Origin of the sequence: Sphaerotilus uruguayifluvii (genome assembly GCF_013294065.1) — a bacterium.
In the GTDB taxonomy this organism is placed as follows: domain Bacteria; phylum Pseudomonadota; class Gammaproteobacteria; order Burkholderiales; family Burkholderiaceae_C; genus Sphaerotilus; species Sphaerotilus uruguayifluvii.
Map to the genome: position 1 here is coordinate 38,122 of NZ_JABSNM010000013.1, position 24,771 is coordinate 62,892.

At 70.3% G+C, this 24,771-nt stretch carries 26 protein-coding genes; 23 read left to right on the forward strand and 3 right to left on the reverse strand.

The features are described 5' to 3' along the window. The first annotated feature begins 9 nt into the window (after window positions 1–9). Genes HNQ01_RS14535 through HNQ01_RS14565 form a run of 7 tightly spaced genes read left to right on the forward strand, consistent with a single transcriptional unit; the run spans window position 10 to window position 5,463 of the window. Window positions 10–537, forward strand: coding sequence for an OmpH/Skp family outer membrane protein (locus tag HNQ01_RS14535; RefSeq protein ID WP_286180826.1), 528 nt, complete (start codon window positions 10–12; stop codon window positions 535–537). Continuing rightward, on the forward strand, window positions 534–1,595 hold the full coding sequence (gene lpxD, locus HNQ01_RS14540) for a UDP-3-O-(3-hydroxymyristoyl)glucosamine N-acyltransferase (RefSeq protein ID WP_173806175.1): 1,062 nt from the start codon (window positions 534–536) through the stop codon (window positions 1,593–1,595). Before HNQ01_RS14535 ends, lpxD begins: the two co-directional genes overlap by 4 nt. Then, the gene (gene fabZ, locus HNQ01_RS14545) at window positions 1,592–2,089 is read left to right on the forward strand and encodes a 3-hydroxyacyl-ACP dehydratase FabZ (protein ID WP_286180827.1); all 498 of its coding nucleotides are present in this window, start codon (window positions 1,592–1,594) and stop codon (window positions 2,087–2,089) included. Before lpxD ends, fabZ begins: the two co-directional genes overlap by 4 nt. A gap of 14 nt (window positions 2,090–2,103) precedes the next feature. Then, a complete protein-coding gene (lpxA, locus tag HNQ01_RS14550) occupies window positions 2,104–2,892 on the forward strand; it encodes an acyl-ACP--UDP-N-acetylglucosamine O-acyltransferase (protein WP_173806176.1) in 789 nt (262 codons plus the stop codon). Window positions 2,893–2,910: 18 nt separating this feature from the next. After that, window positions 2,911–4,059: a lipid-A-disaccharide synthase gene (lpxB, locus tag HNQ01_RS14555; protein WP_173806247.1), complete on the forward strand. Its 1,149-nt coding sequence runs from the start codon at window positions 2,911–2,913 to the stop codon at window positions 4,057–4,059. Beyond that, window positions 4,031–4,687 carry a ribonuclease HII gene (gene rnhB, locus HNQ01_RS14560; protein WP_173806177.1) on the forward strand — a complete coding sequence of 219 codons (657 nt, stop codon included), beginning with the start codon at window positions 4,031–4,033 and terminating at the stop codon, window positions 4,685–4,687. The genes lpxB and rnhB overlap by 29 nt, the downstream gene beginning before the upstream one ends. Next, window positions 4,684–5,463: a TrmH family RNA methyltransferase gene (locus HNQ01_RS14565; protein ID WP_173806178.1), complete on the forward strand. Its 780-nt coding sequence runs from the start codon at window positions 4,684–4,686 to the stop codon at window positions 5,461–5,463. Before rnhB ends, HNQ01_RS14565 begins: the two co-directional genes overlap by 4 nt. Before the next feature lie 18 nt (window positions 5,464–5,481). Here HNQ01_RS14565 and ppsR read toward each other — a convergent pair whose 3' ends face one another. Further along, on the reverse strand, window positions 5,482–6,303 hold the full coding sequence (gene ppsR / locus HNQ01_RS14570) for a posphoenolpyruvate synthetase regulatory kinase/phosphorylase PpsR (protein WP_173806179.1): 822 nt from the start codon (window positions 6,301–6,303) through the stop codon (window positions 5,482–5,484). Between the two features lie 250 nt (window positions 6,304–6,553). Here ppsR and ppsA point away from each other — a divergent pair, with 250 nt between their 5' ends. The 9 genes from ppsA to glmM all read left to right on the forward strand — a co-directional run bounded on the left by ppsA (window position 6,554) and on the right by glmM (window position 15,529). Next, window positions 6,554–8,953 (forward strand): phosphoenolpyruvate synthase, encoded by a 2,400-nt coding sequence (ppsA, locus tag HNQ01_RS14575; protein ID WP_173806180.1) that lies wholly within the window; start codon window positions 6,554–6,556, stop codon window positions 8,951–8,953. A gap of 178 nt (window positions 8,954–9,131) precedes the next feature. Beyond that, window positions 9,132–9,416, forward strand: a complete 285-nt coding sequence (locus tag HNQ01_RS14580; RefSeq protein ID WP_173806181.1) for a DUF4212 domain-containing protein — start codon at window positions 9,132–9,134, stop codon at window positions 9,414–9,416. Then, entirely contained in the window at window positions 9,413–11,524 is a 2,112-nt protein-coding gene (locus HNQ01_RS14585; RefSeq protein ID WP_173806182.1) for a VC_2705 family sodium/solute symporter, read from the forward strand. The genes HNQ01_RS14580 and HNQ01_RS14585 overlap by 4 nt, the downstream gene beginning before the upstream one ends. A 93-nt stretch (window positions 11,525–11,617) precedes the next feature. After that, window positions 11,618–11,980 (forward strand): 30S ribosomal protein S6, encoded by a 363-nt coding sequence (gene rpsF / locus HNQ01_RS14590; RefSeq protein WP_173806183.1) that lies wholly within the window; start codon window positions 11,618–11,620, stop codon window positions 11,978–11,980. Between the two features lie 29 nt (window positions 11,981–12,009). Beyond that, the gene (priB, locus tag HNQ01_RS14595; protein ID WP_173806184.1) at window positions 12,010–12,318 is read left to right on the forward strand and encodes a primosomal replication protein N; all 309 of its coding nucleotides are present in this window, start codon (window positions 12,010–12,012) and stop codon (window positions 12,316–12,318) included. Window positions 12,319–12,327: 9 nt separating this feature from the next. Beyond that, the gene (gene rpsR / locus HNQ01_RS14600) at window positions 12,328–12,612 is read left to right on the forward strand and encodes a 30S ribosomal protein S18 (protein WP_173806185.1); all 285 of its coding nucleotides are present in this window, start codon (window positions 12,328–12,330) and stop codon (window positions 12,610–12,612) included. Between the two features lie 11 nt (window positions 12,613–12,623). After that, entirely contained in the window at window positions 12,624–13,076 is a 453-nt protein-coding gene (gene rplI, locus HNQ01_RS14605) for a 50S ribosomal protein L9 (RefSeq protein ID WP_173806186.1), read from the forward strand. A 103-nt stretch (window positions 13,077–13,179) separates the two neighbouring features. Next, on the forward strand, window positions 13,180–14,064 hold the full coding sequence (gene folP / locus HNQ01_RS14610) for a dihydropteroate synthase (RefSeq protein WP_173806187.1): 885 nt from the start codon (window positions 13,180–13,182) through the stop codon (window positions 14,062–14,064). A gap of 124 nt (window positions 14,065–14,188) precedes the next feature. Further along, the gene (gene glmM / locus HNQ01_RS14615; protein ID WP_173806188.1) at window positions 14,189–15,529 is read left to right on the forward strand and encodes a phosphoglucosamine mutase; all 1,341 of its coding nucleotides are present in this window, start codon (window positions 14,189–14,191) and stop codon (window positions 15,527–15,529) included. Window positions 15,530–15,687: 158 nt separating this feature from the next. Here glmM and HNQ01_RS14620 read toward each other — a convergent pair whose 3' ends face one another. Next, window positions 15,688–16,182, reverse strand: coding sequence for a fasciclin domain-containing protein (locus HNQ01_RS14620; protein WP_173806189.1), 495 nt, complete (start codon window positions 16,180–16,182; stop codon window positions 15,688–15,690). 200 nt (window positions 16,183–16,382) lie between these two features. Between HNQ01_RS14620 and pstS the strand changes: the two genes are divergently transcribed. The 7 genes from pstS to phoR all read left to right on the forward strand — a co-directional run bounded on the left by pstS (window position 16,383) and on the right by phoR (window position 23,088). Next, complete coding sequence (gene pstS, locus HNQ01_RS14625) at window positions 16,383–17,420, forward strand: phosphate ABC transporter substrate-binding protein PstS (protein WP_173806190.1); 1,038 nt, start codon at window positions 16,383–16,385, stop codon at window positions 17,418–17,420. 209 nt (window positions 17,421–17,629) lie between these two features. Next, window positions 17,630–18,598 carry a phosphate ABC transporter permease subunit PstC gene (pstC, locus tag HNQ01_RS14630; RefSeq protein ID WP_286180829.1) on the forward strand — a complete coding sequence of 323 codons (969 nt, stop codon included), beginning with the start codon at window positions 17,630–17,632 and terminating at the stop codon, window positions 18,596–18,598. A 1-nt stretch (window position 18,599) separates the two neighbouring features. Further along, window positions 18,600–19,466: a phosphate ABC transporter permease PstA gene (pstA, locus tag HNQ01_RS14635; protein ID WP_173806192.1), complete on the forward strand. Its 867-nt coding sequence runs from the start codon at window positions 18,600–18,602 to the stop codon at window positions 19,464–19,466. A 28-nt stretch (window positions 19,467–19,494) separates the two neighbouring features. Continuing rightward, complete coding sequence (gene pstB / locus HNQ01_RS14640) at window positions 19,495–20,280, forward strand: phosphate ABC transporter ATP-binding protein PstB (RefSeq protein ID WP_173806193.1); 786 nt, start codon at window positions 19,495–19,497, stop codon at window positions 20,278–20,280. Between the two features lie 28 nt (window positions 20,281–20,308). Further along, window positions 20,309–21,013, forward strand: a complete 705-nt coding sequence (phoU, locus tag HNQ01_RS14645; protein ID WP_173806194.1) for a phosphate signaling complex protein PhoU — start codon at window positions 20,309–20,311, stop codon at window positions 21,011–21,013. A gap of 1 nt (window position 21,014) precedes the next feature. Further along, window positions 21,015–21,716: a phosphate regulon transcriptional regulator PhoB gene (gene phoB, locus HNQ01_RS14650; protein WP_173806195.1), complete on the forward strand. Its 702-nt coding sequence runs from the start codon at window positions 21,015–21,017 to the stop codon at window positions 21,714–21,716. Window positions 21,717–21,732: 16 nt separating this feature from the next. After that, a complete protein-coding gene (gene phoR, locus HNQ01_RS14655) occupies window positions 21,733–23,088 on the forward strand; it encodes a phosphate regulon sensor histidine kinase PhoR (protein ID WP_173806196.1) in 1,356 nt (451 codons plus the stop codon). Here phoR and HNQ01_RS14660 read toward each other — a convergent pair. Beyond that, on the reverse strand, window positions 23,070–24,713 hold the full coding sequence (locus tag HNQ01_RS14660) for a hypothetical protein (protein WP_353621708.1): 1,644 nt from the start codon (window positions 24,711–24,713) through the stop codon (window positions 23,070–23,072). The two genes, phoR and HNQ01_RS14660, sit on opposite strands and share 19 nt — an antisense overlap. Window positions 24,714–24,771: the final 58 nt, after the last annotated feature.

Sequence of the window (24,771 nt, forward strand, 5' to 3'; positions counted from 1 at the left end):
TTCCGCCCGATGATCGCCCGCCTGTCCGCCGCCGCAGCCGCTGCGGCCGCCGCGACGGCCCTGCTTGCGGCGCCGGCCGGTGCGGTCGCTCAGGAGCTCAAGATCGGCTATGTCAACAGCGACCGCATGCTGCGCGACGCCGCGCCGGCCAAGGCCGCGCAGGCCAAGCTGGAAGGCGAGTTCGGCAAGCGCGAGAAGGAGCTCAACGATGCCGCCGCGCGCCTGAAGGGCGCGGCCGACAAGTTCGAGAAGGACCAGGTCACGCTGGCCGAGTCCGAGCGCGCCCGCCGCCAGCGCGATCTGGTCGAGCAGGAGCGCGACCTGCAGCGCAAGCGCCGCGAGTTCCAGGAAGACCTGAACCAGCGCAAGAACGAGGAGCTCGCCTCGGTGGTCGACCGTGCCAACAAGGTCATCAAGCAGATCTTCGACAGCGAGAAGTACGACCTGATCCTGCAGGACCCGGTGGTCTTCGCCGGTCCGCGCGTGGACATCACCGACAAGGTGATCAAGGCCCTGAACGCCGCGCCGGCCAAGTGAACCCGAACTTCTCCGTGCGCCTGCACGAGCTGCAGGCCGGGCTCGGGGGAGAACTCGTCGCCGACGCCTCGGTGCCTGAACCGGGCGAGCGGCTGATCCGCCGCATCGGCCCGCTGCAGGGTGCCGATGCCGGCACGATCAGCTTTCTCGCCAATCCGCGCTACCGCGCCCAGCTCGCCGACACCGACGCCGGCTGCGTCATCGTCTCCGAGGCGGCGCGCGAGGCGGTGCGTCCGGGCTGCGTCGCGCTGGTCGTGCCCGATCCCTACCTGCATTTCGCGCGGCTCACCCAGTGGTGGGCGGCGCGCACGCGTGCGCCCGCCGCGGCCGGCGTGCATCCGAGCGCGGTCGTCGCGCCGGATGCGGTGCTGGGCGAGGGCGTCTCGATCGGCGCCCAGGCGGTGGTCGAGTCCGGTGCGGTCCTCGGCGAGGGGGTGGTCGTCGGCGCGCTGGGCTTCGTCGGCGCGGGCGTCGTGGTCGGTGCGCGCACGCGGCTGGCGCCGCGGGTCACGCTGATGCCGGGCACGCGCCTGGGCACGGACTGCCTGCTGCACAGCGGTGTGGTGCTGGGCGCCGACGGCTTCGGCTTCGCGCCGAACCAGGGGGCCTGGGAGAAGATCGAGCAGCTCGGCGGCGTCGTCATCGGCGACCGCGTCGAGATCGGCGCCAACACCTGCATCGACCGCGGCGCGCTCGACGACACCGTCATCGGCGAGGGCGTCAAGCTCGACAACCTGATCCAGATCGGCCACAACGTGCGCATCGGCGAGCACACCGCCATGGCGGGCTGCACCGGCGTCGCCGGCAGCACCCGCATCGGGCGGCGCTGCGCGATCGGCGGTGGCGCCAACATCATCGGCCATCTGGAGATCGCCGACGGCGTGACCGTCTCGGCCACCAGCGTGGTCACGCACAGCCTGCGCAAGCCCGGCCACTACAGCGGGATCTTCCCGATCGACGACAACGCCTCGTGGGAGAAGAACGCCGCCACGCTGCGGCAGCTGCACACCCTGCGCGAACGCATCCGCGCCCTCGAGAAGCAAAGCAAGACATCATGAGCACGACGATCCCGTCCGACGAGTCCCCCGCCGCGCCGCAGCGCACCCCGATCACGATGGACATCCATCAGATCATGAAGAAGCTGCCGCACCGCTACCCGATCCTGCTGGTGGACCGGGTGCTCGACATCGAGCTGCACAAGAGCATCCGCGCGATCAAGAACATCACCTTCAACGAGCCGATCTTCACCGGCCACTTCCCGCGCCGCCCGGTGTTTCCCGGCGTGCTGATCCTGGAGGCGCTGGCGCAGACCTCGGCGCTGCTGTCCTTCACCTCGATGGGCGAGCAGCTCACCGAGGACATGGTGGTCTACTTCGCCGGCATCGACGGCGCGCGCTTCAAGCGTCCGGTCGAGCCGGGCGACCAGCTCATCCTCGAGTCGACGGTCGACCGCGTGCGTGCCGGCATCTACAAGTACAGCGCCCGCGCCACCGTCGACGGCGTGCTCGCCGCCGAGGCCGAGCTGATGTGCACGATGCGTCGCGTCGGCTGAGGCGCCTGCTCTCCATGACGCAGATCCATCCCACCGCGGTGGTCGATCCGGCGGCACGGCTGCACGAGTCGGTCGTCGTCGGCCCCTACACGATCATCGGTCCCCACGTCGAGATCGGTGCCGGCACCACCGTCGGCCCGCACTGCGTGATCGAGGGGCACACGACGATCGGGCGCGACAACCGCATCTGGCAGTTCTGCTCGCTGGGCTCGGACCCGCAGGACAAGAAGTACGCCGGCGAGCCCACGCGGCTGGAGATCGGCGACGGCAACACGCTGCGCGAGTTCTGCACCATCTCGACCGGCACCGTCCAGGACGAGGGCGTCACCCGCATCGGCGACGACAACTGGATCATGGCCTACGTGCATGTCGCGCACGACTGCCGCATCGGCAGCCACACGATCATGGCCAATGTCACCACGCTGGCCGGCCATGTGCGGGTGGGCGACTGGGCGATCCTCGGGGGACTCACCGGGGTGCACCAGTTCAGCCGCGTCGGCGCGCACGCGATGGCGGGATTCGCCTCGCGCATCGCGCAGGACGTGCCGCCCTTCGTGATGGTGGCGGGCAATCCCTGCGAGGCGCACGGCTTCAACCAGGAAGGCCTGAAGCGCCGCGGCTTCGGCCCGGAGCGCATCCTGGCCGTCAAGCAGATGTACCGCGCGCTCTACCGCAAGGGCCTGACGCTGGAGGCCGCACGCGCCGAGATCGAGGCCCTGCGCGCCGAGCATCCCGAGGCCGAGGCCGACATCGCGATGATGCTCGACTTCCTGGCCTCGGCCGGCCGGGGCATCGTGCGCTGACGGATCGACGGGTTGACGATGACGACGAGCGATCCGCGCCTGGGCATGGTGGCCGGCGAGCCCTCCGGCGACCTGCTGGCTCGGCTGCTGCTGGGCGGGCTGAAGCAGCGCTGGCCGGCGCTGCAGTCCTTCGGGCTGGGCGGCCCGCAGATGGAGACCCAGGGCTTCGAGGCCTGGTGGAACTATGACCTGCTGGCGGTGCACGGCTACAGCCTGGAGCTGCTGCTGCGGCTGCGCAGGCTGTTCGCGCTGCGCGCCGAGCTGGGCGACCGGCTGCTGAAGGAGCGCCCCGACGCCTTCATCGGGGTCGACGCGCCCGACTTCAACCTCGGCCTGGAAGCCCGGCTGAAGAAGGCCGGCACCAAGACCATCCATTTCGTCAGCCCGTCGATCTGGGCCTGGCGGGGCGGGCGGATCCACAAGATCCGCGAGGCGGTCGACCATGTGCTGTGCCTGTTCCCCTTCGAGCCGGAGATCTACCAGCGCGCCGGCATCGCCGCGAGCTATGTCGGCCATCCGCTGGCCGACGCGATCCCGTTGGAGGTGCCGCGCGAGGCCTCGCGGGCCGCGCTCGGGCTGCCGCCCGACGCGCGCGTGATCGCGCTGCTGCCGGGCAGCCGGCGCGGCGAGGTGCGCCACATCGCGCCGAGCCTGCTGGGCGCGGCGGCCCTGCTGGCGAAGCAGAACCCGGGCCTGCGCTTCGTGCTGCCGGCGATGCGCGGCGTGCGCGACCTGCTCGATCCGATGGTGGCGAAGTTCGCCGGCCAGTTCGAGCTCGAGGTGCTCGACGGCCGCTCGCACGAGGCGCTGGCCGCCTGCGACCTGACGCTGATCGCCAGCGGCACCGCCACGCTCGAGGCGGCGCTGTTCAAGCGGCCGATGGTCATCACCTACAACATGCACTGGCTGTCGTGGATCCGGATGCAGCGCATGGCCTACCAGCCCTGGGTCGGCCTGCCCAACATCCTGCTGCGCGGCTTCGTCGTGCCGGAGCTGCTGCAGGACTCCTGCACGCCCGAGGCGCTGGCGCAGGCCGCGCAGCAGTGGCTCGACAGCCCCTCGCGCTGCGAGGGCGTCGGCCAGCGCTTCACCGAGCTGCACCAGCTGCTGCGCCAGGACACGGCGCGCCGGGCCACCGATGCCATCGCGCAGGTTCTCGGCCGCTGAGGGCGCGGCGGCGCCCGAGCCGGCGCAGTTCGCGTTCAGCTTCGACCGACCCGGCCTGGTGGCCGGGGTGGACGAGGCCGGCCGCGGGCCGCTGGCCGGACCGGTCGTCGCCGCGGCCGTCATCCTGGACGAGCTGCAGCCCATCGACGGCCTGGGCGACTCCAAGGCGCTGACCGCGCGCCGGCGCGAGCGCCTGTTCGACGAGATCCGCGCCAAGGCGCTGGCCTGCTGCATCGCCGAGGCCAGCGTCGAGGAGATCGACCGGCTCAACATCCTGCACGCGACGATGCTGGCGATGCGCCGTGCGGTCGAGGGCCTGCGCCTGCGGCCGGTCAAGGTGCTGGTCGACGGCAACCGCATCCCGACGCTGCGCATTCCCGCCGAGGCCATCGTCAAGGGCGACGCGAAGGTCGCCGCGATCTCGGCCGCCTCCATCCTGGCCAAGGTCCATCGCGACCGGCTCTGCGCCGAGCTGCATGCCCTCCACCCCGGCTACGGCTTCGATGTCCACAAGGGCTATCCGACCGCGGCCCACCTCGACGCGCTCCATCGCCTCGGGCCCTGCGAGCAGCACCGCCGCTCCTACGCCCCGGTGCGCCGCGCCGAGCTCGAACACGCTTCCCGATGAAAGAACCCCGCCTCATCAGCTCGCGCGCGCATGCGCTGGTCAAGACGCTGCACCGGCTCGCGCGCGATCCGGCGGCCGCGCGTCGCCTCGGCCAGGTCTGGCTCGAGGGCGATCACCTCGCCCGGGCCTTTCTTGCCCGGGGCGGCCGCGCGGCCTGCGCGGTCGTCGGGGCCTCGGCCTGGCTGCAGCCGGGGCCGCGCGAGCTGGCGCTGCAGGCCGGCGAGGTGGTGGTGGTCGACGACGCGCTGCTGCCCGAGATCAGCTCGCTGGAGTCGCCCGCGCCGATCGGCTTCCTGATCGACCTGCCCTCAAGCGGCCAGCAGCCGCTGCTCGGCGTGGCGACCGTGGTGCTCGACCGGCTGCAGGACCCCGGCAACGTCGGCACCATCCTGCGCAGCGCTGCGGCGCTGGGCGTGCGCCAGGTGCTGGCGATGAAGGGCAGCGCGGCGCTGTGGTCGCCGAAGGTGCTGCGCGCCGGCATGGGCGCGCACTTCGCGCTGCATCTGGTCGAGGGTCTGGCGCCGGCCGACCTGGACGCGCTGGCGGTGCCGCTGGTGGCCACCAGCTCGCATGCCGAGGCCGCGATCGACCGGCTGGCGCTGCCCGCGCCCTGCGCCTGGGTCTTCGGCCACGAAGGGCAGGGCGTCGGCCCCGAGCTGATGGCGCGCTGCGCGCTGACGGTGACGATCCCTCAGCCCGGCGGCGAGGAGTCGCTCAACGTGGCCGCGGCCACCGCGATCTGCCTGTACGAGTCGGCGCGCCAGGTGCGCCGCTGAGCGGGGCGCTCCCGACGTTCAGTAGATCAGCCGGTCCGGCCGGATGTCGCGCAGGATGGTCGTGGCGATCTCCTCGATCGACTTGTGCGTCGACGACAGCCAGGAAATGCCCTCGCGCTTCATCATCGCCTCGGCCTCGTTGATCTCGTAGCGGCAGTTCTCCAGCGCGGCGTACTTGCTGCCCGGGCGGCGCTCGTTGCGGATCTGGCTGAGCCGGTCGGCGTCGATCGTCAGGCCGAAGCACTTGTGGCGGTGCGGCAGCAGCATCGAGGGCAGCTTGCCGCGCTCGAAGTCGTCGGGAATCAGCGGGCAGTTGGCGGCCTTGATGCCGTGCTGCATCGCCAGGTAGAGCGAGGTCGGCGTCTTGCCGCAGCGGCTCACGCCCACCAGGATCACGTCGGACTCGGCCAGGTTGCGCGCCGACTGGCCGTCGTCATGCGCCAGCGAGAAGTTGATCGCCTCGATGCGGTCGTGGTACTCCTGGCTCTTGGCGACGTCGGAGAAGCGTCCGACGCGGTGGTTGCTCTTCACGCCCAGCTCGGCCTCGATCGGCTCGACGAAGGTGCGGAACATGTCGAGCACCAGCGCGTTGGCGTCCGAGGTCAGCCGCTCGCGCACCAGCTCGTTGGCCAGCGTGATGAAGACGATCGGGCGCACGCCCTCCTGCGCGAAGGTCATGTTGATCTCGCGCACCACCTGCTCGGCCTTGTCCTCGGTGTCGATGAAGGGGCGCCGGACATGGCGCGGCTTGGTCGCGAACTGGGCCAGGATCGACTTGCCGAAGGTCTCGGCGGTGATCCCGGTGCCGTCGGAGACGAAGAAGACTGTGCGGTTGGGCATGAGCAGGTGCGTATTGATGCTTAAGGGTACAAGTCAGGTACATGATAGGCCGGGATGACCCTAGAATGGCCGCCAATTCGCTTCCCCTGCCGATGCTGCGCCGCCCCGCCCACGCCCGCCCGGAACGACGACAAGTGCGTCGGGTGACAGGCCGCGCCGCCACCGCTCCCGTCTGCCCTGGCTGCCTTCTGCGCCGCGGGGACCGGTCCGGCCCGGAAGCTCCGGTTTTTCTACATCATGGAGCTTTGTCATGTCTTCAACCCAACTGGAAACCGCCCTGGTCGTCCCGTTCGAGCAGCTGCGGATGACCGACGTCGAGACGGTCGGCGGCAAGAATTCCTCTCTCGGTGAGATGATCAGCCAGCTGGCGGCCTCGGGCGTTCGCGTGCCCGGCGGCTTCGCCACGACCGCTCATGCCTTCCGCGAGTTCCTGACGGCCAGCGACCTGACCGGCAAGATCAACGCCCGGCTGGACAAGCTCGACACCGACGACGTGCGCGCGCTGGCCGAGGCCGGCGCCGAGATCCGCCGCTGGGTCGAGGACGCGCCGTTCCCGGCCGACCTCGAGGCGGCGATCCGCACCGAGTTCGCCCGTCTGACCGAGGGCAACCCGGAAGCGTCCTTCGCGGTGCGCTCGTCGGCCACCGCCGAGGACCTGCCCGACGCCTCCTTCGCCGGCCAGCAGGAGACCTTCCTGAACGTCGTCGGCATCGAGGACGTGCTGCACAAGATCAAGGAAGTGTTCGCGTCGCTCTACAACGACCGCGCGATCTCCTACCGCGTGCACAAGGGCTTCGCGCACGCCGACGTCGCGCTGTCGGCCGGCATCCAGCGCATGGTGCGCTCGGACCTGGGCTCGGCCGGCGTGATGTTCACGATGGACACCGAATCGGGCTTCCAGGACGTGGTCTTCATCACCTCCAGCTACGGCCTGGGCGAGACGGTGGTGCAGGGCGCGGTCAACCCGGACGAATTCTACGTGCACAAGCCGGCGCTGCAGCGCGGCAAGTCCGCCGTCATCCGCCGCAACCTCGGCTCCAAGCTGATCCGCATGGAGTTCGCCACGCCGGAGGAAAAGGCCGCCTCGAAGAAGCTGGTCAAGACCACCGACACGCCGCCTGAGCTGCGCAACCGCTACTCGCTGACCGACGAGGAGGTCACGCAGCTGGGCCGCTACGCGCTGATCATCGAGCAGCACTACGGCCGCCCGATGGACATCGAGTGGGGCAAGGACGGCGTCGACGGCCAGCTCTACATCCTGCAGGCGCGCCCCGAGACGGTGAAGAGCCAGGCCGCCGGCAAGGTCGAGCACCGCTACAAGCTCAAGGGCGGCGACCGCGTCGTGCTGGCCGAAGGCCGCGCGATCGGCCAGAAGATCGGCACCGGCCCGGTCCGCCTGGTCCACTCGATCACCGAGATGGAGCGGGTGCAGCCCGGCGACGTGCTGGTCACCGACATGACCGACCCGAACTGGGAGCCGGTGATGAAGCGCGCCAGCGCCATCGTCACCAACCGCGGCGGGCGCACCTGCCACGCGGCGATCATCGCCCGCGAGCTGGGCATCCCGGCGGTGGTCGGCTGCGGCGACGCCACCGAGCTGCTGAAGGACGGCCAGCTGGTCACGGTCGCCTGCTCGGAGGGCGACACCGGCTACATCTACGACGGCCTGCTCGAGATGGAGGTCAGCGAGGTGCAGCGCGGCGAGCTGCCGTATTCGCCGGTCAAGATCATGATGAACGTCGGCAACCCGCAGCTGGCCTTCGACTTCTGCCAGATGCCGAACTCCGGCGTCGGCCTGGCGCGTCTCGAGTTCATCATCAACAACAACATCGGCGTCCACCCGAAGGCGATCCTCGACTATCCGAACATCGATTCCGACCTGAAGAAGGCGGTCGAGTCGGTGGCGCGCGGCCACGCCAGCCCGCGGGCCTTCTACGTCGACAAGCTGACCGAGGGCGTGGCCACCATCGCCGCGGCCTTCTGGCCCAAGCCGGTGATCGTGCGCCTGTCGGACTTCAAGTCCAACGAGTACCGCAAGCTGATCGGCGGCAGCCGCTACGAGCCCGAGGAAGAGAACCCGATGCTGGGCTTCCGCGGCGCGGCGCGCTACGTCAGCAAGGAGTTCGGCGAGGCCTTCGCGATGGAGTGCGAGGCGATCAAGCGCGTGCGCAACGACATGGGCCTGACCAACGTCGAGATCATGGTGCCCTTCGTGCGCACCCTGAAGCAGGCCGAGCGCGTCGTCGACATGCTGGCCGAGCAGGGCCTCAAGCGCGGCCAGAACGATCTGCGCCTGATCATGATGTGCGAGATCCCGAGCAACGCCATCCTGGCCGAGCACTACCTCGAGTTCTTCGACGGCATGTCGATCGGCTCGAACGACCTGACGCAGCTGACGCTGGGTCTGGACCGCGACTCCGGCCTGGAGCTGCTGGCGGCCGACTTCGACGAGCGTGATCCGGCCGTCAAGGCGCTGATCGCCCGCGCCATCGCCGCCTGCCGCGCCCGCGGCAAGTACATCGGCATCTGCGGCCAGGGCCCCAGCGACCACCCGGACTTCGCCGACTGGCTGGCCCAGGAAGGCATCGTGTCGATCTCGCTGAACCCCGACACGGTCGTCGACACCTGGCAGCGCCTGGCCAAGGGCTGATCCCGTTCCCGACCCGGGTCCCGCGGCACGAGGGGGCCGCCCGCAAGGGCGGGCCCCTTTTGCCTTCCTGACCCGCGCGCTGCGGGGGCGGTCCCCGGTGCAGGTCGCCCCTGGTGTCACTCCCGTGGTACCGGTGCAGGCATGCGCGCACAATTCACGCCAGAGGTGACCTGATGTGATGGAAGAGACGACAAGCGCGACGGCGACCGAGGCCGTGGTCACGCGCTACTGGCGCAGCGTGCGCCTGTGGACGCTGCTGGGACTGCTGGTCTGGTTCGGAGTCACCTTCGGCGTGTCATGGTGGGCGCCGGTGCTCGATGCCTGGCGCATCGGCCGCATGCCGGCCGGCTACTGGTGGGCCACGCAGGGCGCGATCGGCGTGTACCTGCTGATCATCGTCGTGCACGGGCGGATCATGGACCGGCTCGAGCGCCAGGACGCGGCCGGCTCCGACCAGCCATGACCGATCGCTCCGGACCGGCGTCCGACGAGACGCGCGTCTTCACGCGCACGCTGAACCGCCGCTACGGCCTGTACACGCTGGGCGTGCTGGTCTTCGTCGGTGCGCTGGCGGCGCTGGAGCGCGCCGGCTGGCCGCGCGGCTGGATCGGCGGCACCTTCCTGATCGCCACCGTCGCGGTCTACGCGGCCATCGGCCTGATGTCGCGCACCACCGACGAGGCCGAGTACTACGTCGCCGGCCGGCGGGTGCCCGCCATCTACAACGGCATGGCCACCGCGGCCGACTGGATGTCGGCGGCCTCCTTCATCGGCACCGCCGGCGTGCTCTATCTGCAGGGCTTCGCCGGCCTGGCCTACATCCTGGGCTGGACCGGCGGCTACTGCCTGGTCGCGCTGCTGCTGGCGCCCTATCTGCGCCGGCTCGGCTTCTTCACCGTGCCCGAATTCCTGGGCGCACGCTACGGCGGCACCTGGCCGCGGCTGGTCGGCGTGATCGCGGTGGCGCTGGTGTGCTTCGTCTACGTGGTGGTGCAGATCTACGGCGTCGGCCTGATCACCTCGCACCTGACCGGCTTCAGCTTCGAGATCGGCATCTTCGTCGGGCTGGGCGGCGTGCTGGTGTGCTCCTTCCTGGGCGGCATGCGCGCGGTGACCTGGACGCAGGTGGCGCAGTACATCGTGCTGATCATCGCCTACCTGACGCCGGTGGTCTGGCTGTCGCTGAACCAGACCGGCAGCCCGTTTCCGCTGTTCTCCTACGGCCAGCAGCTCGAGCACGTGACGCTGCGCGAGCAGATGCTCAAGGACGATCCGGCCGAGCTCGAGGTGATCCGCCAGCTCGGCGTGCGCGCGGCCGACGCGCGCCACAAGCTCGACGACGTGCGCCAGGCGATGATCGACGACGTCGAGACGCTGACGGCGCGCGCGCGCGCGCTGCAGGCGGCCGAGGCGCCGCCCTCGCAGATCCAGCAGGTCGAGCGCCGGCTGCTGAACCGGCCGCAGACCGAGGCGCAGGCACGCGAGTTCTACCGCCGCGAGTACGAGGAGGCCGCGCAGCGTGCTCGCCCGCTGGGCGGCCTGCCGCCGCAGGCGCTGCCGCTGGCTGCCGGCGACCCCGGCGGCGACGCGCAGGCGCAGCGGGACTACGAGCTGGGCCGGCGCAACTTCCTGGCGCTGGTGCTGTGCCTGATGCTGGGCACCGCGGCGATGCCGCATGTGCTGACGCGCTACTACACCACGCCCTCGGTCAGCGAGGCGCGCCGCTCGGTGGGCTGGTCGCTGTTCTTCATCGCGCTGCTGTACCTGGCCGCGCCGGCGCTGGCGGTGATGGTCAAGTACGAGGTCTTCACCAATCTGGTCGGGCTGCCCTTCGACCAGCTGCCCGGCTGGATCCGGCGCTGGGCCAAGCTCGATCCGGCGCTGGTCTCGGTCGAGGACATCAACGGCGACGGCCTGCTGCAGCTCGCCGAGCTGCACCTGGGCGGCGACGTCATCGTGCTGGCCGCCCCCGAGATCGGCGGCCTGCCGCTGGTGGTGACCTATCTGGTGGCCGCCGGCGGGCTGGCCGCGGCGCTGTCGACCGCCGACGGGCTGCTGCTGACGATCTCCAACGCGCTGTCGCACGACCTGTACTTCCGCTTCGTCAACCCGCGCGCGCCGGCGATGCGCCGGGTGATGCTGTCGAAGTTCCTGGTGCTGGTGGTGGCGCTGATGGCGGCCTTCCTGGCCTCGATGCGCTTCGCCGACATCCTGCAGTTCGTCTCGGCGGCGTTCTCGCTGGCGGCCGCGGCCTTCTTTCCGGCGCTGGTGCTGGGCATCTTCTGGCGCCGCGCCAACCGCACCGGCGCGGTGCTGGGCATGATCACCGGGCTGCTGGTGTGCGTGTACTACATGGTGACCAACCACGAGGTGCTGCGGCGTCTCTTCGGCATCGCCCGGCCGCTGGCCGACTGCAGCTGGTGGGGCATCGATCCGGTGGCCGCGGGCGTGTTCGGCGCGCCTGCCGGCGCCGCGGTGCTGGTGCTGGCCAGCCTGCTGAGCGCGCCGCCGGGGCCGCAGGAGCAGGCGGTGATCGACCGGCTGCGCCGCCCCCTTTCCCAGGCGGACTGAAACGCGCTACAATCGCAGGCTTTTCCCTTGCTGCACTCGTGTCTTGACGCCACGGGGCGGCTTTCCGTCAACGGAAATCCTCAAGGAGTCTTCATGCGTCACTACGAGATCGTGCTGCTCGTCCATCCGGACCAGAGCGAGCAGGTTCCGGCGATGCTGGAACGCTACAAGGGTCTGGTCACCGCTTCGGGCGGCCAGGTCCACCGTGTCGAGGACTGGGGTCGCTTCCAGCTCGCCTACCTGATCAACAAGCTGGCCAAGGCGCACTACCTGTGCCTGAACATCGAGTGCAGCAAGGAAACCCTGGCTGAAATCGAGACCGGCTTCCGCTTCAACGACGCGATCCTGCGCCACCTGACGGTGCGTCGCGACAAGGCCGAGACCGGCTCGTCGTCGATGATGAAGCGCGTCGAGAAGGAAGAAGCGCGCAAGTCCCAGCAGGAAGCGAGCGCCTGATCACGGGCTGACGCCCGCGCCCGACCGCGATGAACCAGCTTCTGCTGCAGGCCACCGTCGTCGAGCGCGCCGCGCTGCGCCATACCCCTGCCGGTCTGCCGGCGCTTGATGTCCGCCTGGCGCATGCCTCGCGGGTCGAGCATGCCGGAATGCCTCGGCAGGTCGCGCTGGAGATCCACGCGACCGCCATCGGCGAGACGGCCGGGCTGCTCGGGCAGCTCGGGGTGGGCCAGGAGGCGCTGTTCCGGGGTTTCCTCGGCAAGCAGCGCAGCGGCCGCGGCGTCATGTTCCACATCAGCTCGTTCGAACCCGTCCCTCACACATCCGCATCGAACTAGGAGGTCATCATGCCCCCGCCGCGTAGCAAGTTTTCGAAGGACCGCAAGGTCAAGCGCAACCAGCAGTCCCTGCTGTTCAAGCGCAAGCGTTTCTGCCGCTTCACCGTCGCCGGTGTCGAGTCGATCGACTACAAGGATCTGGACATCCTGCGTGACTTCGTCGGCGAGAACGGCAAGATCACGCCGGCCCGTCTGACCGGCACCCGCGCGATCTACCAGCGCCAGCTGACCGTCGCGATCAAGCGCGCCCGTTTCCTGGCGCTGCTGCCGTACAGCGACCAGCACAAGGTCTGAGGAGAAGCACGATGCAAGTGATCCTGCTCGAGAAGGTCGCCAACCTGGGCACGCTGGGTGATGTCGTCAAGGTCAAGGACGGCTACGCTCGCAACTTCCTGATCCCGACCGGTGCCGCTCGTCGTGCCACCGAGAAGGCCATCAAGGAATTCGAGGCCCGTCGCGCCGAACTGGAAAAGGTCCAGGCCGAGAAGCTCGCCGCCGCCCAGGCGCAAGGCGAGAAGCTGGCTGGCAAGACCGTCACCATCGCGCAGAAGGCCGGCGTCGACGGCCGCCTGTTCGGCTCGGTGACCAACGCCGACGTCGCCGAGGCGCTGAAGTCGCAGGGCTTCGAGATCGTCAAGGCTCAGGTCCGCCTGCCCAACGGCCCGCTGAAGGTCGTCGGCGAGCAGGCCGTGTCGGTCGCCCTGCACCACGATGTGGTGGTGGACGTGACCGTCGCCGTCGTCGGCGAGACCGACTGATCGGCGGATTCCGGAGCCTGATCCGGAATCGCACCCAGAAAGGCCGGCCTTCGCCGGCCTTTTGCATTTTCGGCCGTTCTTCCGTCGCTCCGGAGTCCGTCCCATGTCCCGTCCCGACAGCGCGCCGGTCTGGCGCACCACCCGCCACGCGATCGATCTCGGCCGCGTGCGCATCATGGGCATCGTCAACGCGACGCCCGATTCCTTCTCGGACGGCGGCCGCGACCTGCAGGCCTCGCTGCGGCATTGCGAGACGCTGCTGGGGCAGGGCGCCGACATCCTGGACATCGGCGGCGAGTCGACCCGGCCCGGATCGGAGCCGGTGCCCGAGGCCGAGGAGTGGGCGCGCGTCGAGCCGGTGCTGCGCCATGCGCTGACGCTGGGCGTGGCGGTCTCGGTCGACACCTGCAAGCCGGGCGTGATGCGCCGGGCGCTCGACCTGGGCGTGGACATCGTCAACGACGTGGCGGCGCTGCGCGCGCCCGGCGCGGTCGATGCGGTCGCGGCCCATCCGTCCTGCGGCCTGTGCCTGATGCACATGACCGGCGAGCCGCGCACGATGCAGCACGCGCCGCACCACGACGATGTCGTCGCCGAGGTGGCCGCGCATCTGGCCGGCCGCGTGGCCGAGCTGGAGGCGCGCGGCGTGGGCCGCGCGCGCATCGTGCTCGATCCGGGCATCGGCTTCGGCAAGCGGGTCGAGGACAACTTCGCGCTGATCCGCGGCCAGCAGGCACTGCTCGCGCTGGGCCTGCCGGTGCTGGCGGGCTGGTCGCGCAAGTCCTCGCTGGGCGTGGTGACCGGCGGACGCCCGGTGGGCGAACGCATGGTCGCCAGCGTCGCGGCCGCGCTTGCGGCGGCGCACTGCGGCGCGCGGGTGGTGCGCGTGCACGACGTGGCCGAGACGGCCGACGCGCTCAAGGTGTGGACTGCGGCCGGATTGCTGCCCGGATCGCCGGATCAATTGCAACCAGCTGCAGTCAATTAAGGAAAGCCGGTCGTCTGCGGGTAATCTCCGAGGCGAAAATCCGGGTGTCGCCCTGTAAGCGAATGTGTACCGCTGGTCGGTGGGGCGACGGGAGAGGCACTGGATTCCAGGACTGAATCGAGACATGAGCAGACAATATTTCGGAACCGACGGCATTCGCGGCACCGTCGGCACCTATCCGATCACGCCGGACTTCGCCCTGCGCCTGGGCAACGCCGTGGGCCGCGTGCTGCGTGCCGGCCGGCCCGACGGCGAGCGCCCGGTGGTGCTCATCGGCAAGGACACGCGCATTTCCGGCTACATGCTGGAATCCTCGCTGGAGGCCGGACTGAACTCGGCCGGCGTCGACGTGATGCTGACCGGGCCGCTGCCCACGCCGGGCGTGGCCTACCTGACACGCGCGCTGCGGCTGGACCTGGGCGTGGTGATCAGCGCCTCGCACAATCCCTTCGGCGACAACGGCATCAAGTTCTTCTCCGCCCGGGGCGAGAAGCTGCCCGACGCCTGGGAGATCCAGGTCGAGGCCGAGCTCGAGCGCGAGCCGGTCTGGGTCGACTCGGTGGCGCTGGGGCGTGCGCGCCGGCTGCAGGACGCCTCCGGTCGCTACATCGAGTTCTGCAAGTCGACCTTCTCCAACGAGCTCTCGCTCAAGGGCCTGAAGATCGTCGTCGACGGCGCGCACGGCGCGGCCTACCAGATCGCGCCGGACGTGTTCCACGAGCTCGGCGCCGAGGTGGTGCGCATCGGCTGCGAGCCCGACGGCTACAACATCAACGAGGGCGTCGGCGCCACGCATCCGCGCACGCTGCTGGCGGCGGTGCGCGCGCACAGCGCCGACTACGGCATCGCGCTCGACGGCGACGCCGACCGGCTGCAGATGGTCGACAGCGACGGCCGCATCTACAACGGCGACGAGCTGCTGTACGTGATGGTGGCCGATCGGCTGGCGCAGGGCGAGCGCGTGCCCGGCGTGGTCGGCACCCTGATGACCAACATGGCCGTCGAGCTGGCGATCCGCGATCAGGGCATCGAGTTCATCCGTGCCAAGGTCGGCGACCGCTACATTCTCGAGGAGCTCTCGCGCCGCGGCTGGCAGCTCGGCGGCGAGGGCTCGGGCCACCTGCTGGCGCTGGACCGCCACACCACCGGCGACGGCATCGTCAGCGCGCTGCAGGTGCTGCAGGCGCTGCAGCGCAGCCGCAGGTCGCTGGCCGACATGCTCGAGGGCGTCGAGCTGTTCCCGCAGACGCTGGTCAACGTGCGCCTGAAGCCGGGCCAGGACTGGAAGGCCAGTCGCGCGCTGGCCGAGATGCAGACGGTGGTCGCCGCCGAGCTCGGCGACAGCGGCCGCATCCTGATCCGCGCCTCCGGCACCGAGCCGCTGGTGCGGGTGATGGTCGAGGCGCGCGATGCCGACGTCGCGCGCTCCAGCGCCGAGCGCCTGGCCGCGACGCTGGCCGACTGACCCGGCGCTCCGGCTCCCGCGAGGGAGCCCGGAGGCGTCCGGAGCCGGACGTGACGAGGGGCGATTCCGCAAGGAATCGCCCCTCGTTCCTGGTGCCTCGTGCGGCGGCCGGTGCGGCCCGGAGCCGTTCCCGGCGCCCGGTCACGGCCCGTGCGGCGTCACTTCTTCGGCGGCATCAGCACGCGGTCGACCTTGTCGACCAGACCGTTGCGCGCGGGCAGGTCGGCCTGCACGATCAGCGCCTCGTCGAGCGCGACGAAGTCGCCGGTGCGCGACACGGCCAGCTCGGCGCCGGCGCGGGTGCGCACCTTGCCCTTCATCTCGGCAGCCGGGGTGCGGCCGTCGACCAGATGGTTGCTCACCACCGCGCGGGCCCGCGCCGGGTCGGCGCCGATCTCGTCGAGCGTGCGCTGCGGCAGCGCGCGGAAGGCCTCGTCGCTGGGGGCCAGCACCGTCAGCGCGGCCTCGCCGCGCAGCGCCTCCTCCATGCCGGCGCGCTGCACCAGGCGGGAGAAGGTGCTCAGCTCCGGGTCCTGGGCGATGCGCTCGCCCAGCGTCGGTGCCGGGGCCAGCGCGGCGCAGCCGGCGCTGCTCAGCACGATGGCGGCCAGCAGGCCGCCGAAGAACACGCGCCTGGTGCTCGGGATGCTCATTCGTTTCTCTCCACGATCGGATTCGGGTGCAGGGGATGTCGTGACGTGGAGTGTCCGCACCGCGCGTGACCGATTCGTGACATCGTGGCGCCGAGGCTGTCGCCGCTCGTCGTCACGAGAGTGTCACAGACGACTCCTAGGATCCGCTCCGAGCGGTTTCGGGCCGCACCATCCGCAACAGAAGTCACTGAGGACACGTCATGAATTCGAGCGCTTTCGGTCAGGGTCTCTTCGCCTTCGCGCTGCTGGCCGCAGCGTCGCTGGCCTCGGCCCAGGACGCCACCGGCGCAGGCGCCACCTTCCCGGCGCCGATCTACGCGAAGTGGGCCGATGCGTACAACAAGGCCACCGGCGCGAAGATCAACTACCAGTCGGTGGGCTCGGGCGCCGGCATCAAGCAGATCAAGTCGAAGACGGTCGACTTCGGTGCGTCCGACATGCCGCTGAAGGACGAGGAACTGGCCGCCGACGGCCTGGTGCAGTTCCCGACCGTCATCGGCGGCGTCGTGCCGGTGGTCAACATCAAGGGCATCCAGCCTGGCCAGATCAAGCTGACCGGCCAGGTGCTGGGCGACATCTACCTCGCCAAGATCACCAAGTGGAACGACGCGGCGATCGCCGCGCTGAACCCGGGCGTGCCGCTGCCGGATGCCGCGATCTCGGTCGTGCGCCGCGCCGACGGTTCGGGCACCTCGTTCATCTTCACGAACTACCTGTCGAAGGTGAACGCCGACTGGAAGGCCAAGGTCGGCGAGGGCACCGCGGTCAACTGGCCGACCGGCGCCGGCGGCAAGGGCAACGAGGGCGTGTCGGCCTTCGTGATGCGCCTGCCCAACTCGATCGGCTACGTCGAGTACGCCTATGCCAAGCAGAACAAGATGTCGCATGTCCTGCTGAAGAACAAGGACGGCCAGTTCGTCGCGCCGGATGACGCCAACTTCAAGGCCGCCGCCGCCGGCGCCGACTGGAGCCGGTCCTTCTACCAGGTGCTGACCGAGCAGGCCGGCAAGGAAGCCTGGCCGCTGACCGGCGCGACCTTCATCCTGATGCACAAGAACCAGGACAAGCCGGCGCAGGGTGCCGCCTCGCTGAAGTTCTTCGAGTGGGCCTACGCCAACGGCGACAAGATGGCTGCCGACCTCGAGTACGTCTCGCTGCCGGACGCGGTCAAGTCGCTGGTGCGCAAGCAGTGGGGCGACATCAAGGACGGCTCGGGCAAGGCCGTCGCCTACAAGTGATCCCCGGGGCCGGCGGTGCCGGCGCGTGTGCCTGAGACGGGCACGCCGTCGCGATCCCGGTCCTCCGCGCCTTCCGTGCCAGGGCGAGCCGCGCTGCCGTCGCAGCCGCGCTCGCCCTCGGCCTGTCAAGACCCCATGCTTTCCACAGAGGAGAGGGAACCATGGCCGCTACACTGCCGGCAGATCCTTCGCAACCTGCATCCCTGAAGATGGCCAAGAGTTCCGGCTCCGGAGGCCCGCGCCCGGTCACCCGGGCGGCCTGGGCCGACCCCCTGTTCGCGCTGCTGGCGCGTGGCAGCGCGCTGCTGACGCTGGCGCTGCTGATCGGCATCATCGTGTCGCTGATCGGCGGCGCGATGCCGGCGATCCGCGAATACGGCCTGTCCTTCCTGTGGCGCAGCGAATGGGATCCGGTCGAGAACCGCTACGGCGGCCTGGTGATGATCTACGGCACGCTGATGACCTCGGCCATCGCGCTGCTGATCGCCGTGCCGGTGAGCTTCGGCATCGCGCTGTTCCTGACCGAGCTGTCGCCCTCGTGGCTGAAGCGCCCGCTGGGCATCGCCGTCGAGCTGCTGGCGGCCGTGCCGTCGATCGTCTACGGCATGTGGGGCCTGATGATCTTCGGCCCGATCCTGTCCGAGTACGTGCAGATGCCGCTGCAGGGCTTCTTCAGCGGCGTGCCCGGCCTGGGCGAGCTGTTCTCCGGCCCGCCGGTGGGCATCGGCATCCTGTCGGCCGGCATCATCCTGGCGATCATGATCATCCCGTTCATCGCCTCGGTGATGCGCGACGTGTTCGAGGTCACGCCGCCGATGCTCAAGGAATCGGCCTACGGCCTGGGCTCGACCACCTGGGAGGTGGTCTACAAGGTGGTGCTGCCCTACACGAAGACCGGCGTCATCGGCGGGGTCATGCTCGGCCTGGGCCGCGCGCTGGGCGAGACGATGGCGGTCACCTTCGTGATCGGCAACATGAACCAGCTCAACTCGCTGTCGCTGTTCGAGGCGGCCAACAGCATCACCTCGGCGCTGGCCAACGAGTTCGCCGAGGCCGGCGAGGGCCTGCACCAGGCCTCGCTGATCTACCTGGGCCTCGTGCTGTTCTTCATCACCTTCGTCGTGCTGTCGCTGTCGAAGGTCCTGCTGGCCCGCCTGAAGAAGGGCGAGGGACGCTGACATGACTTCCTCCTCCCTGCTCGAGTCGCGCGCGGCGATGCATGGCCGCCGCAAGTGGGTCAACCGCGTCGCGCTGGCGATGTCGATGGCGGCGATGGCCTTCGGCGTGTTCTGGCTGATCTGGATCCTGTTCGAGACGGTGCGCATGGGCCTGGGCGGCCTGGCCCTGTCGACCTTCACCGAGATGACGCCGCCGCCGCAGGCGGAGGTCGGCGGCCTGGCCAACGCGATCTTCGGCTCGCTGCTGATGGTGGGCCTGGCCACGCTGATCGGCACGCCGATCGGGGTGATGGCCGGCGTGTACCTGGCCGAGTACGGCCGCTCCGGCTGGCTCGGCAGCACGACGCGCTTCATCAACGACATCCTGCTGTCGGCGCCGTCGATCGTCGTGGGCCTGTTCATCTATTCGGTCTGGGTCAACCGGGTCAAGAACTTCTCGGGCTTCGCCGGCGTGCTGGCGCTGGCGCTGATCGTCATCCCGGTGGTGATCCGCACCACCGAGAACATGCTCAGCCTGGTGCCCAACGCGATGCGCGAGGCCGCCTACGCGCTGGGCACGCCGAAGTGGAAGGTCATCCTGACGATCACGCTGAAGTCGGCCCGCGCCGGCGTCATCACCGGCGTGCTGCTGGCGGTGGCACGCATCTCCGGCGAGACCGCGCCGCTGCTGTTCACCGCGCTGTCGAACCAGTTCTGGACCTCGAACCTGAACGAGCCGATGGCCAGCCTGCCGGTGACGATCTTCAAGTTCGCGATGAGCCCGTACGAGAACTGGCAGAAGCTGGCCTGGGCGGGGGTCTTCCTGATCACCGTCGGCGTGCTCGCCCTGAACGTCGTCGCGCGGACCTTCCTGCGCAACAAGCACTGATACCGCACTGATTTTCCGAGGTACCCCCATGGACGCCCAAGTCGCCATGCCGACGACCGAGAAGGTCAAGCTGTCGGTCCGCAACCTGAACTTCTACTACGGCCAGTTCCACGCGCTGAAGAGCATCAACATGGACATTCCCGAGAAGAAGGTCACCGCCTTCATCGGGCCGTCCGGCTGCGGCAAGTCGACGCTGCTGCGCACCTTCAACCGCATGTTCGAGCTCTATCCGGAGCAGCGCGCGCAGGGCGAGATCCTGCTCGACGGCCAGGACATCCTGACCAGCAAGGAAGACATCTCGCTGATCCGCGCCCGCGTCGGCATGGTGTTCCAGAAGCCCACGCCCTTCCCGATGTCGATCTACGACAACATCGCCTTCGGCGTGCGCCTGTTCGAGAACCTCTCGCGCGTCGAGATGGACGAGCGCGTGGAGTGGGCGCTGAAGAAGGCCGCGCTGTGGACCGAGGTCAAGGACAAGCTCGACAAGAGCGGCGCCGGCCTGTCGGGCGGCCAGCAGCAGCGCCTGTGCATCGCGCGCGGCATCGCGATCAAGCCCGAGGTCCTGCTGCTCGACGAGCCGTGCTCGGCGCTCGATCCGATCTCGACCGGCAAGATCGAGGAGCTCATCGACGAGCTGAAGTCCGACTACACGGTGGTCATCGTCACCCACAACATGCAGCAGGCCGCGCGCTCGTCGGACTACACCGCCTACATGTACCTGGGCGACCTGATCGAGTTCGGCCCGACCTCGGACATCTTCATGAAGCCGCGCCGCAAGGAGACCGAGGACTACATCACCGGCCGCTTCGGCTGACCCCGCCCCCGCCACGAGGACTTCCGCGATGGACAAGCATCTTTCCAGCCAGTTCGACGCCGAGCTCAGCGGCATCTCCACCCGCGTGCTCGAGATGGGTGGCCTGGTCGAGTCGCAGGTGGCCCAGGCCATCATGGCGCTGGCCCAGTTCAGCACCGAGACCGCCACGCAGGTGATCCGCATCGAGGAGCGGGTCAACCAGATGGAGGTCGAGATCGACCGCGACCTGTCGTCGATCATCGCGCGGCGCCAGCCCACCGCGCGCGACCTGCGCCTGCTGATCGCGATCTCCAAGACGATCGGCAACCTCGAGCGCGTCGGCGACGAGGCCGCGCGCATCGCCCGCACCGTCCAGGGTCTGGTGAGCACCGGGGTGTCGAGCCGCCTGCGCTTTCCGGTGAGCGATGTCTCGCACGAGGCCAGCCTGGCGACCAACCTGCTGCGCAAGGCCCTCGACGCCTTCGCGCGGCTGGACACGCTGCAGGCGCTCGAGGTGATCCGCCAGGACAACGAGATCGACCGCGAGTTCGACGGCCTGATGCGCAAGCTGATCACCTACATGATGGAGGATCCGCGCACCATCTCGGCGGCGATCGACCTGGTCTTCGTCGCCAAGGCGATCGAGCGCGTCGGCGATCACGCGAAGAACCTGGCCGAGCAGATCATCTACATCGTCAAGGGCACCGACGTGCGTCACAGCCCGCCCGACGCGGTGGCCGATCTGGTCAAGTGACGTGACGCGCTGCCTGATCGTCGAGGACGAGCCGGCGATCGCCGAGCTGATCGCCGTCCACCTGCGCCACGCCGGGCACGAGGTCGCCCTCGCGGCGACCGTGCCCGAGGCCCGGGCGGCGGTCGACGCGGTGCTGCCCGACCTGGTGGTGCTGGACTGGATGCTGCCCGGCGGCACCGGGCTGGAGCTGGCGCGCCACTGGCGGGCGGCGGCACGCACCCGCGAGCTGCCGATCCTGATGCTGACCGCGCGCAGCGACGAGGCCGACATGATCGCCGGACTCGACGCCGGGGCCGACGACTATCTGGTCAAGCCCTTCTCGCCGGGCGCGCTGATGGCGCGCATCCGTGCGGTGCTGCGCCGGCGCGCACCGGCGGCGCTGGGCGAGGGCCAGCTCCAGGTCGGCCCGATCCGGCTCGACCAGGGCGCGCACCGGGTCGAGGTCGACGGGCGGACGCTGCGGCTCGGGCCGACCGAGTTCCGGCTGCTGCAGCACCTGATGGCGCATCCGGAGCGGGTGCACAGCCGCTCGCAGCTGCTCGACCGGGTCTGGGGCGATCATGTCTTCATCGAGGAGCGCACCGTCGATGTCCACATCAAGCGCCTGCGCGAGTCGCTGGCGCCGGCCGATGCCGGGCGGATGATCGAGACGGTGCGCGGGGCCGGCTACCGCCTTCTGCGCGACCGGCCGGCGAGCGACTGAACCACACGGGAACATCATGAGTCTGGCGCTCAAGCGCCTGCTGGTCCTGCTGCGTGACCTCAGCCTGCTGGCGATGCTGGGGGGCGTGGCCGGACTGAAGCTGGGAGCCCCGGTGCTCGGCACCTGGATCGGCGCGCTGCTCGGCGCGGCCTGGGCCGGATGGCGCGACGCGCGCCGCGCCGGCCGGCTGATGCGCTGGATGCGCGGCGACATGGAGGCGGCGGCGCCGCGCGACGGCGAGCTCTGGGGCGAGCTGGCCTACCGCACCGAGCGCGCGCTGCTGCTGCGCGAGCGGGCGCTGCAGGCCGAGCGCGAACGCCTCGCCGAATTCCTCAGCGCGATCGACGCCTCGCCCAACGGCGTGCTGCTGCTGGGCGCCGACGAGCAGATCGTCTGGCTCAGCCAGGTGGCGGCCGTGCACCTCGGACTGGACCGCGAGCGCGATCTCGGCCAGCGCATCACGAACCTGGTGCGCGCGCCGGCCTTCGTCTCGACGCTGCAGTCCGGCAGCGCCGAGCCGGTGCTGATGAACGGCCGCGCGCTGCAGCAGATGCTGTCGGTGCTGGTGCGGCGCTACGGCCAGGGCCAGTGCCTGGTGCTGACCCAGGACGTGACCGAGCGGCTGCGCAACGAGGCGATGCGACGCGACTTCGTCGCCAATGTCTCGCACGAGATCCGCACGCCGCTGACGGTGCTCGGCGGCTTCGTCGAGACGATGGCGACGCTGCCGCTCGGCGAGGAGGAGCGCGCGCGCATGCTGACGATGATGTCGCAGCAGACCGCGCGCATGCAGACGCTGGTGGCCGACCTGCTGACGCTGGCGCGGCTGGAGGGCAGCCCGCAGCCGCCGCCGGGCGACTGGCATGCGGTGGCCGACCTGCTCGAGCGCATCGGCATCGAGGTCGAGGGCCTGTCGCGCGGCCGCCACCGCCTGGTGCTGCCCGACCCGGAGGACGCGGCGCTGCAGGGTGTCGAGATCGCCGGCAGCCTGGGCGAGCTGATGTCGGCGATGACCAACCTGGCGAGCAACGCGGTGCGCTACACGCCCGATGGCGGGCGCATCGAGATCGCCTGGACCTGCCGCGAGGGCGGCGGCGCGGTCTTCGAGGTGCGCGACAGCGGCATCGGCATCGCGCCGGAGCACCTGCCGCGGCTGACCGAGCGCTTCTACCGCGTCGACGGCAGCCGCTCGCGCGAGACCGGCGGCACCGGCCTGGGCCTGTCGATCGTCAAGCATGTGGTGCAGCGCCACGGCGCGGAGCTGACGATCGACAGCCAGCCCGGCCAGGGCTCGACCTTCCGCATCCTGTTCCCGGCGTCGCGCGTGCACTGCCGCGCCGCCGCGCCGGCCCTTCAGGACGCGCGGCGGTAGATCAGGATCACCTCGTCGCGGTCGGTCGGCCGGCGCACCCGCGCCTGCAGCGTCCAGCCGGGCACCTGCGGCGAGCGCTGGCGCGTCTCGGGCGTGCCGATGCGCTCGTGGTGGTCGAGCACCATCCAGCGGCATTCGAGGCGGCGCGGGTCGCGCGACAGCGTCCAGTGGCCGTGCACCTCGAGCGCGGCGAGCTGGCTGCGGCTGAAGCCGGGCGCGACGAGGCAGCCGCCTTCGGGCAGATGGCGCGCGAGCTGGGTCACCATCGGCCGGTAGCTGCGCGCGTAGTCGAGCACCGGCAGCCACAGCGTCATCAGCAGCAGCCAGCCCAGCGCGACGCCGCCGGCCGGCAGCACCAGGCTCTTCCACAGCGCCTGGCGGTGCCGCCCGGTGCGCCAGCGCACCAGGGCCAGCCAGGCCAGCGTGCCGGCGGCGGCCAGCGCCAGCGCCAGCGGCTGGAAGACCGGCACGAAGCCCGGCGCCAGCCGCGCGATGTTGATGGCCGGCTGCGCCGGCACGCCGGTGTGCATCGACAGGTAGATGATCCAGATCGTCAGCGCGCTGGCGCTGAAGAAGAAGACCGAGAACCAGTCGATCGCCGCGCTGACGCTGCGCCTGAGCGTGGGCAGCGCGAAGGCGGCCATGATCGCCAGCGCCGGCAGCGCCAGCATCAGCGCGCGGTCCGAGCCGCCCATGCCCAGGCTGGCCGCCAGCGCGATCAGCAGCACCGCCAGCGGCACCGACAGGTGGCGCTTGAGCAGCTGGCGGCGCCAGCGCCACAGCGTCCAGGCCGCCATCGGGCCGATCGGCCAGGTGAACCACAGCAGCAGCTGCAGCGTGCCGCCGGGGTCTTCCGGCGCCTGCAGGCGCCAGATCCACGCCTGCAGCACGGTGGCGGTGGCGACCTCGAGCACGGCGCCGGCCAGCAGCCAGGGCACCAGCCGTCGCGCGTCGGCATAGCTCGAGCGCAGGCTGATCAGCATGCCGGCCAGCGCCAGCAGCAGCCCGGTCGTGGCCGCGCCGCTGGCGGCCATCAGCATCGGCGCCAGCAGCACCGCCAGCCGTGCGTGCCAGGGCCGGTAGGGGCTGGCAGCCAGGCCGTAGAGCATCACGGCCGTCGCGGCCAGCTGCACCAGCTCCGGCGTCGTCTCGTGGCCGAGCTGCAGCAGGCCCAGCGGCGCGATCAGCGCCAGCAGCGCGCCGTCGGCGATCGCGCGGGCGTAGTCGACCGGATGGGCCTCGCCGCCAAAGGCGAAGGCCACCGGCTGGGCGGCCTCGGTGCGCGCCAGGTGCAGCGTCGCGTACCACACCAGCGCCATCGTCGCGGCCAGCAGCAGCGCGAAGGGAATGCGCGCGGCCAGCGCCGGATCGAGTCCCAGCGGCGACAGCAGCGCCATCGCGGCCGCGCCGATCCAGTAGGGCAGCACGCTGCCGTCGCCGGGCAGGCCGGCGATCGACGGGTGCAGCCAGCCCGACTCGCCGCGCAGCAGGCTGGTCATGTAGCCGTAGGCGGTGATGTCGGCGTTCTTCCACGGGTCGCGGCCGAACACCCCCGGCAGCAGGTAGGCGGCGCACAGCAGCAGCAGCCCCAGCCGTGGCAGGCGCTCCACGGCACGTTGAGGCACCAGTGCGGGTGTGGGTCGGGTGTCGGTCACGGGCAGGCGGCGCGGCCGGACCGCGCAG

What these genes read in the sequence shown, in the direction of transcription:
- HNQ01_RS14535 (WP_286180826.1), top strand. Translation starts at nt 10, where the DNA reads ATGATCGCCCGCCTGTCCGCCGCCGCAGCCGCTGCGGCCGCCGCGACG.
- fabZ (WP_286180827.1), top strand. Translation starts at nt 1,592, where the DNA reads ATGAGCACGACGATCCCGTCCGACGAGTCCCCCGCCGCGCCGCAGCGC.
- lpxA (WP_173806176.1), top strand. Translation starts at nt 2,104, where the DNA reads ATGACGCAGATCCATCCCACCGCGGTGGTCGATCCGGCGGCACGGCTG.
- lpxB (WP_173806247.1), top strand. Translation starts at nt 2,911, where the DNA reads ATGACGACGAGCGATCCGCGCCTGGGCATGGTGGCCGGCGAGCCCTCC.
- rnhB (WP_173806177.1), top strand. Translation starts at nt 4,031, where the DNA reads ATGCCATCGCGCAGGTTCTCGGCCGCTGAGGGCGCGGCGGCGCCCGAG.
- HNQ01_RS14565 (WP_173806178.1), top strand. Translation starts at nt 4,684, where the DNA reads ATGAAAGAACCCCGCCTCATCAGCTCGCGCGCGCATGCGCTGGTCAAG.
- ppsR (WP_173806179.1), bottom strand. Translation starts at nt 6,303, where the DNA reads ATGCCCAACCGCACAGTCTTCTTCGTCTCCGACGGCACCGGGATCACC.
- ppsA (WP_173806180.1), top strand. Translation starts at nt 6,554, where the DNA reads ATGTCTTCAACCCAACTGGAAACCGCCCTGGTCGTCCCGTTCGAGCAG.
- HNQ01_RS14580 (WP_173806181.1), top strand. Translation starts at nt 9,132, where the DNA reads ATGGAAGAGACGACAAGCGCGACGGCGACCGAGGCCGTGGTCACGCGC.
- HNQ01_RS14585 (WP_173806182.1), top strand. Translation starts at nt 9,413, where the DNA reads ATGACCGATCGCTCCGGACCGGCGTCCGACGAGACGCGCGTCTTCACG.
- rpsF (WP_173806183.1), top strand. Translation starts at nt 11,618, where the DNA reads ATGCGTCACTACGAGATCGTGCTGCTCGTCCATCCGGACCAGAGCGAG.
- priB (WP_173806184.1), top strand. Translation starts at nt 12,010, where the DNA reads ATGAACCAGCTTCTGCTGCAGGCCACCGTCGTCGAGCGCGCCGCGCTG.
- rpsR (WP_173806185.1), top strand. Translation starts at nt 12,328, where the DNA reads ATGCCCCCGCCGCGTAGCAAGTTTTCGAAGGACCGCAAGGTCAAGCGC.
- rplI (WP_173806186.1), top strand. Translation starts at nt 12,624, where the DNA reads ATGCAAGTGATCCTGCTCGAGAAGGTCGCCAACCTGGGCACGCTGGGT.
- folP (WP_173806187.1), top strand. Translation starts at nt 13,180, where the DNA reads ATGTCCCGTCCCGACAGCGCGCCGGTCTGGCGCACCACCCGCCACGCG.
- glmM (WP_173806188.1), top strand. Translation starts at nt 14,189, where the DNA reads ATGAGCAGACAATATTTCGGAACCGACGGCATTCGCGGCACCGTCGGC.
- HNQ01_RS14620 (WP_173806189.1), bottom strand. Translation starts at nt 16,182, where the DNA reads ATGAGCATCCCGAGCACCAGGCGCGTGTTCTTCGGCGGCCTGCTGGCC.
- pstS (WP_173806190.1), top strand. Translation starts at nt 16,383, where the DNA reads ATGAATTCGAGCGCTTTCGGTCAGGGTCTCTTCGCCTTCGCGCTGCTG.
- pstC (WP_286180829.1), top strand. Translation starts at nt 17,630, where the DNA reads ATGGCCAAGAGTTCCGGCTCCGGAGGCCCGCGCCCGGTCACCCGGGCG.
- pstA (WP_173806192.1), top strand. Translation starts at nt 18,600, where the DNA reads ATGACTTCCTCCTCCCTGCTCGAGTCGCGCGCGGCGATGCATGGCCGC.
- pstB (WP_173806193.1), top strand. Translation starts at nt 19,495, where the DNA reads ATGGACGCCCAAGTCGCCATGCCGACGACCGAGAAGGTCAAGCTGTCG.
- phoU (WP_173806194.1), top strand. Translation starts at nt 20,309, where the DNA reads ATGGACAAGCATCTTTCCAGCCAGTTCGACGCCGAGCTCAGCGGCATC.
- phoR (WP_173806196.1), top strand. Translation starts at nt 21,733, where the DNA reads ATGAGTCTGGCGCTCAAGCGCCTGCTGGTCCTGCTGCGTGACCTCAGC.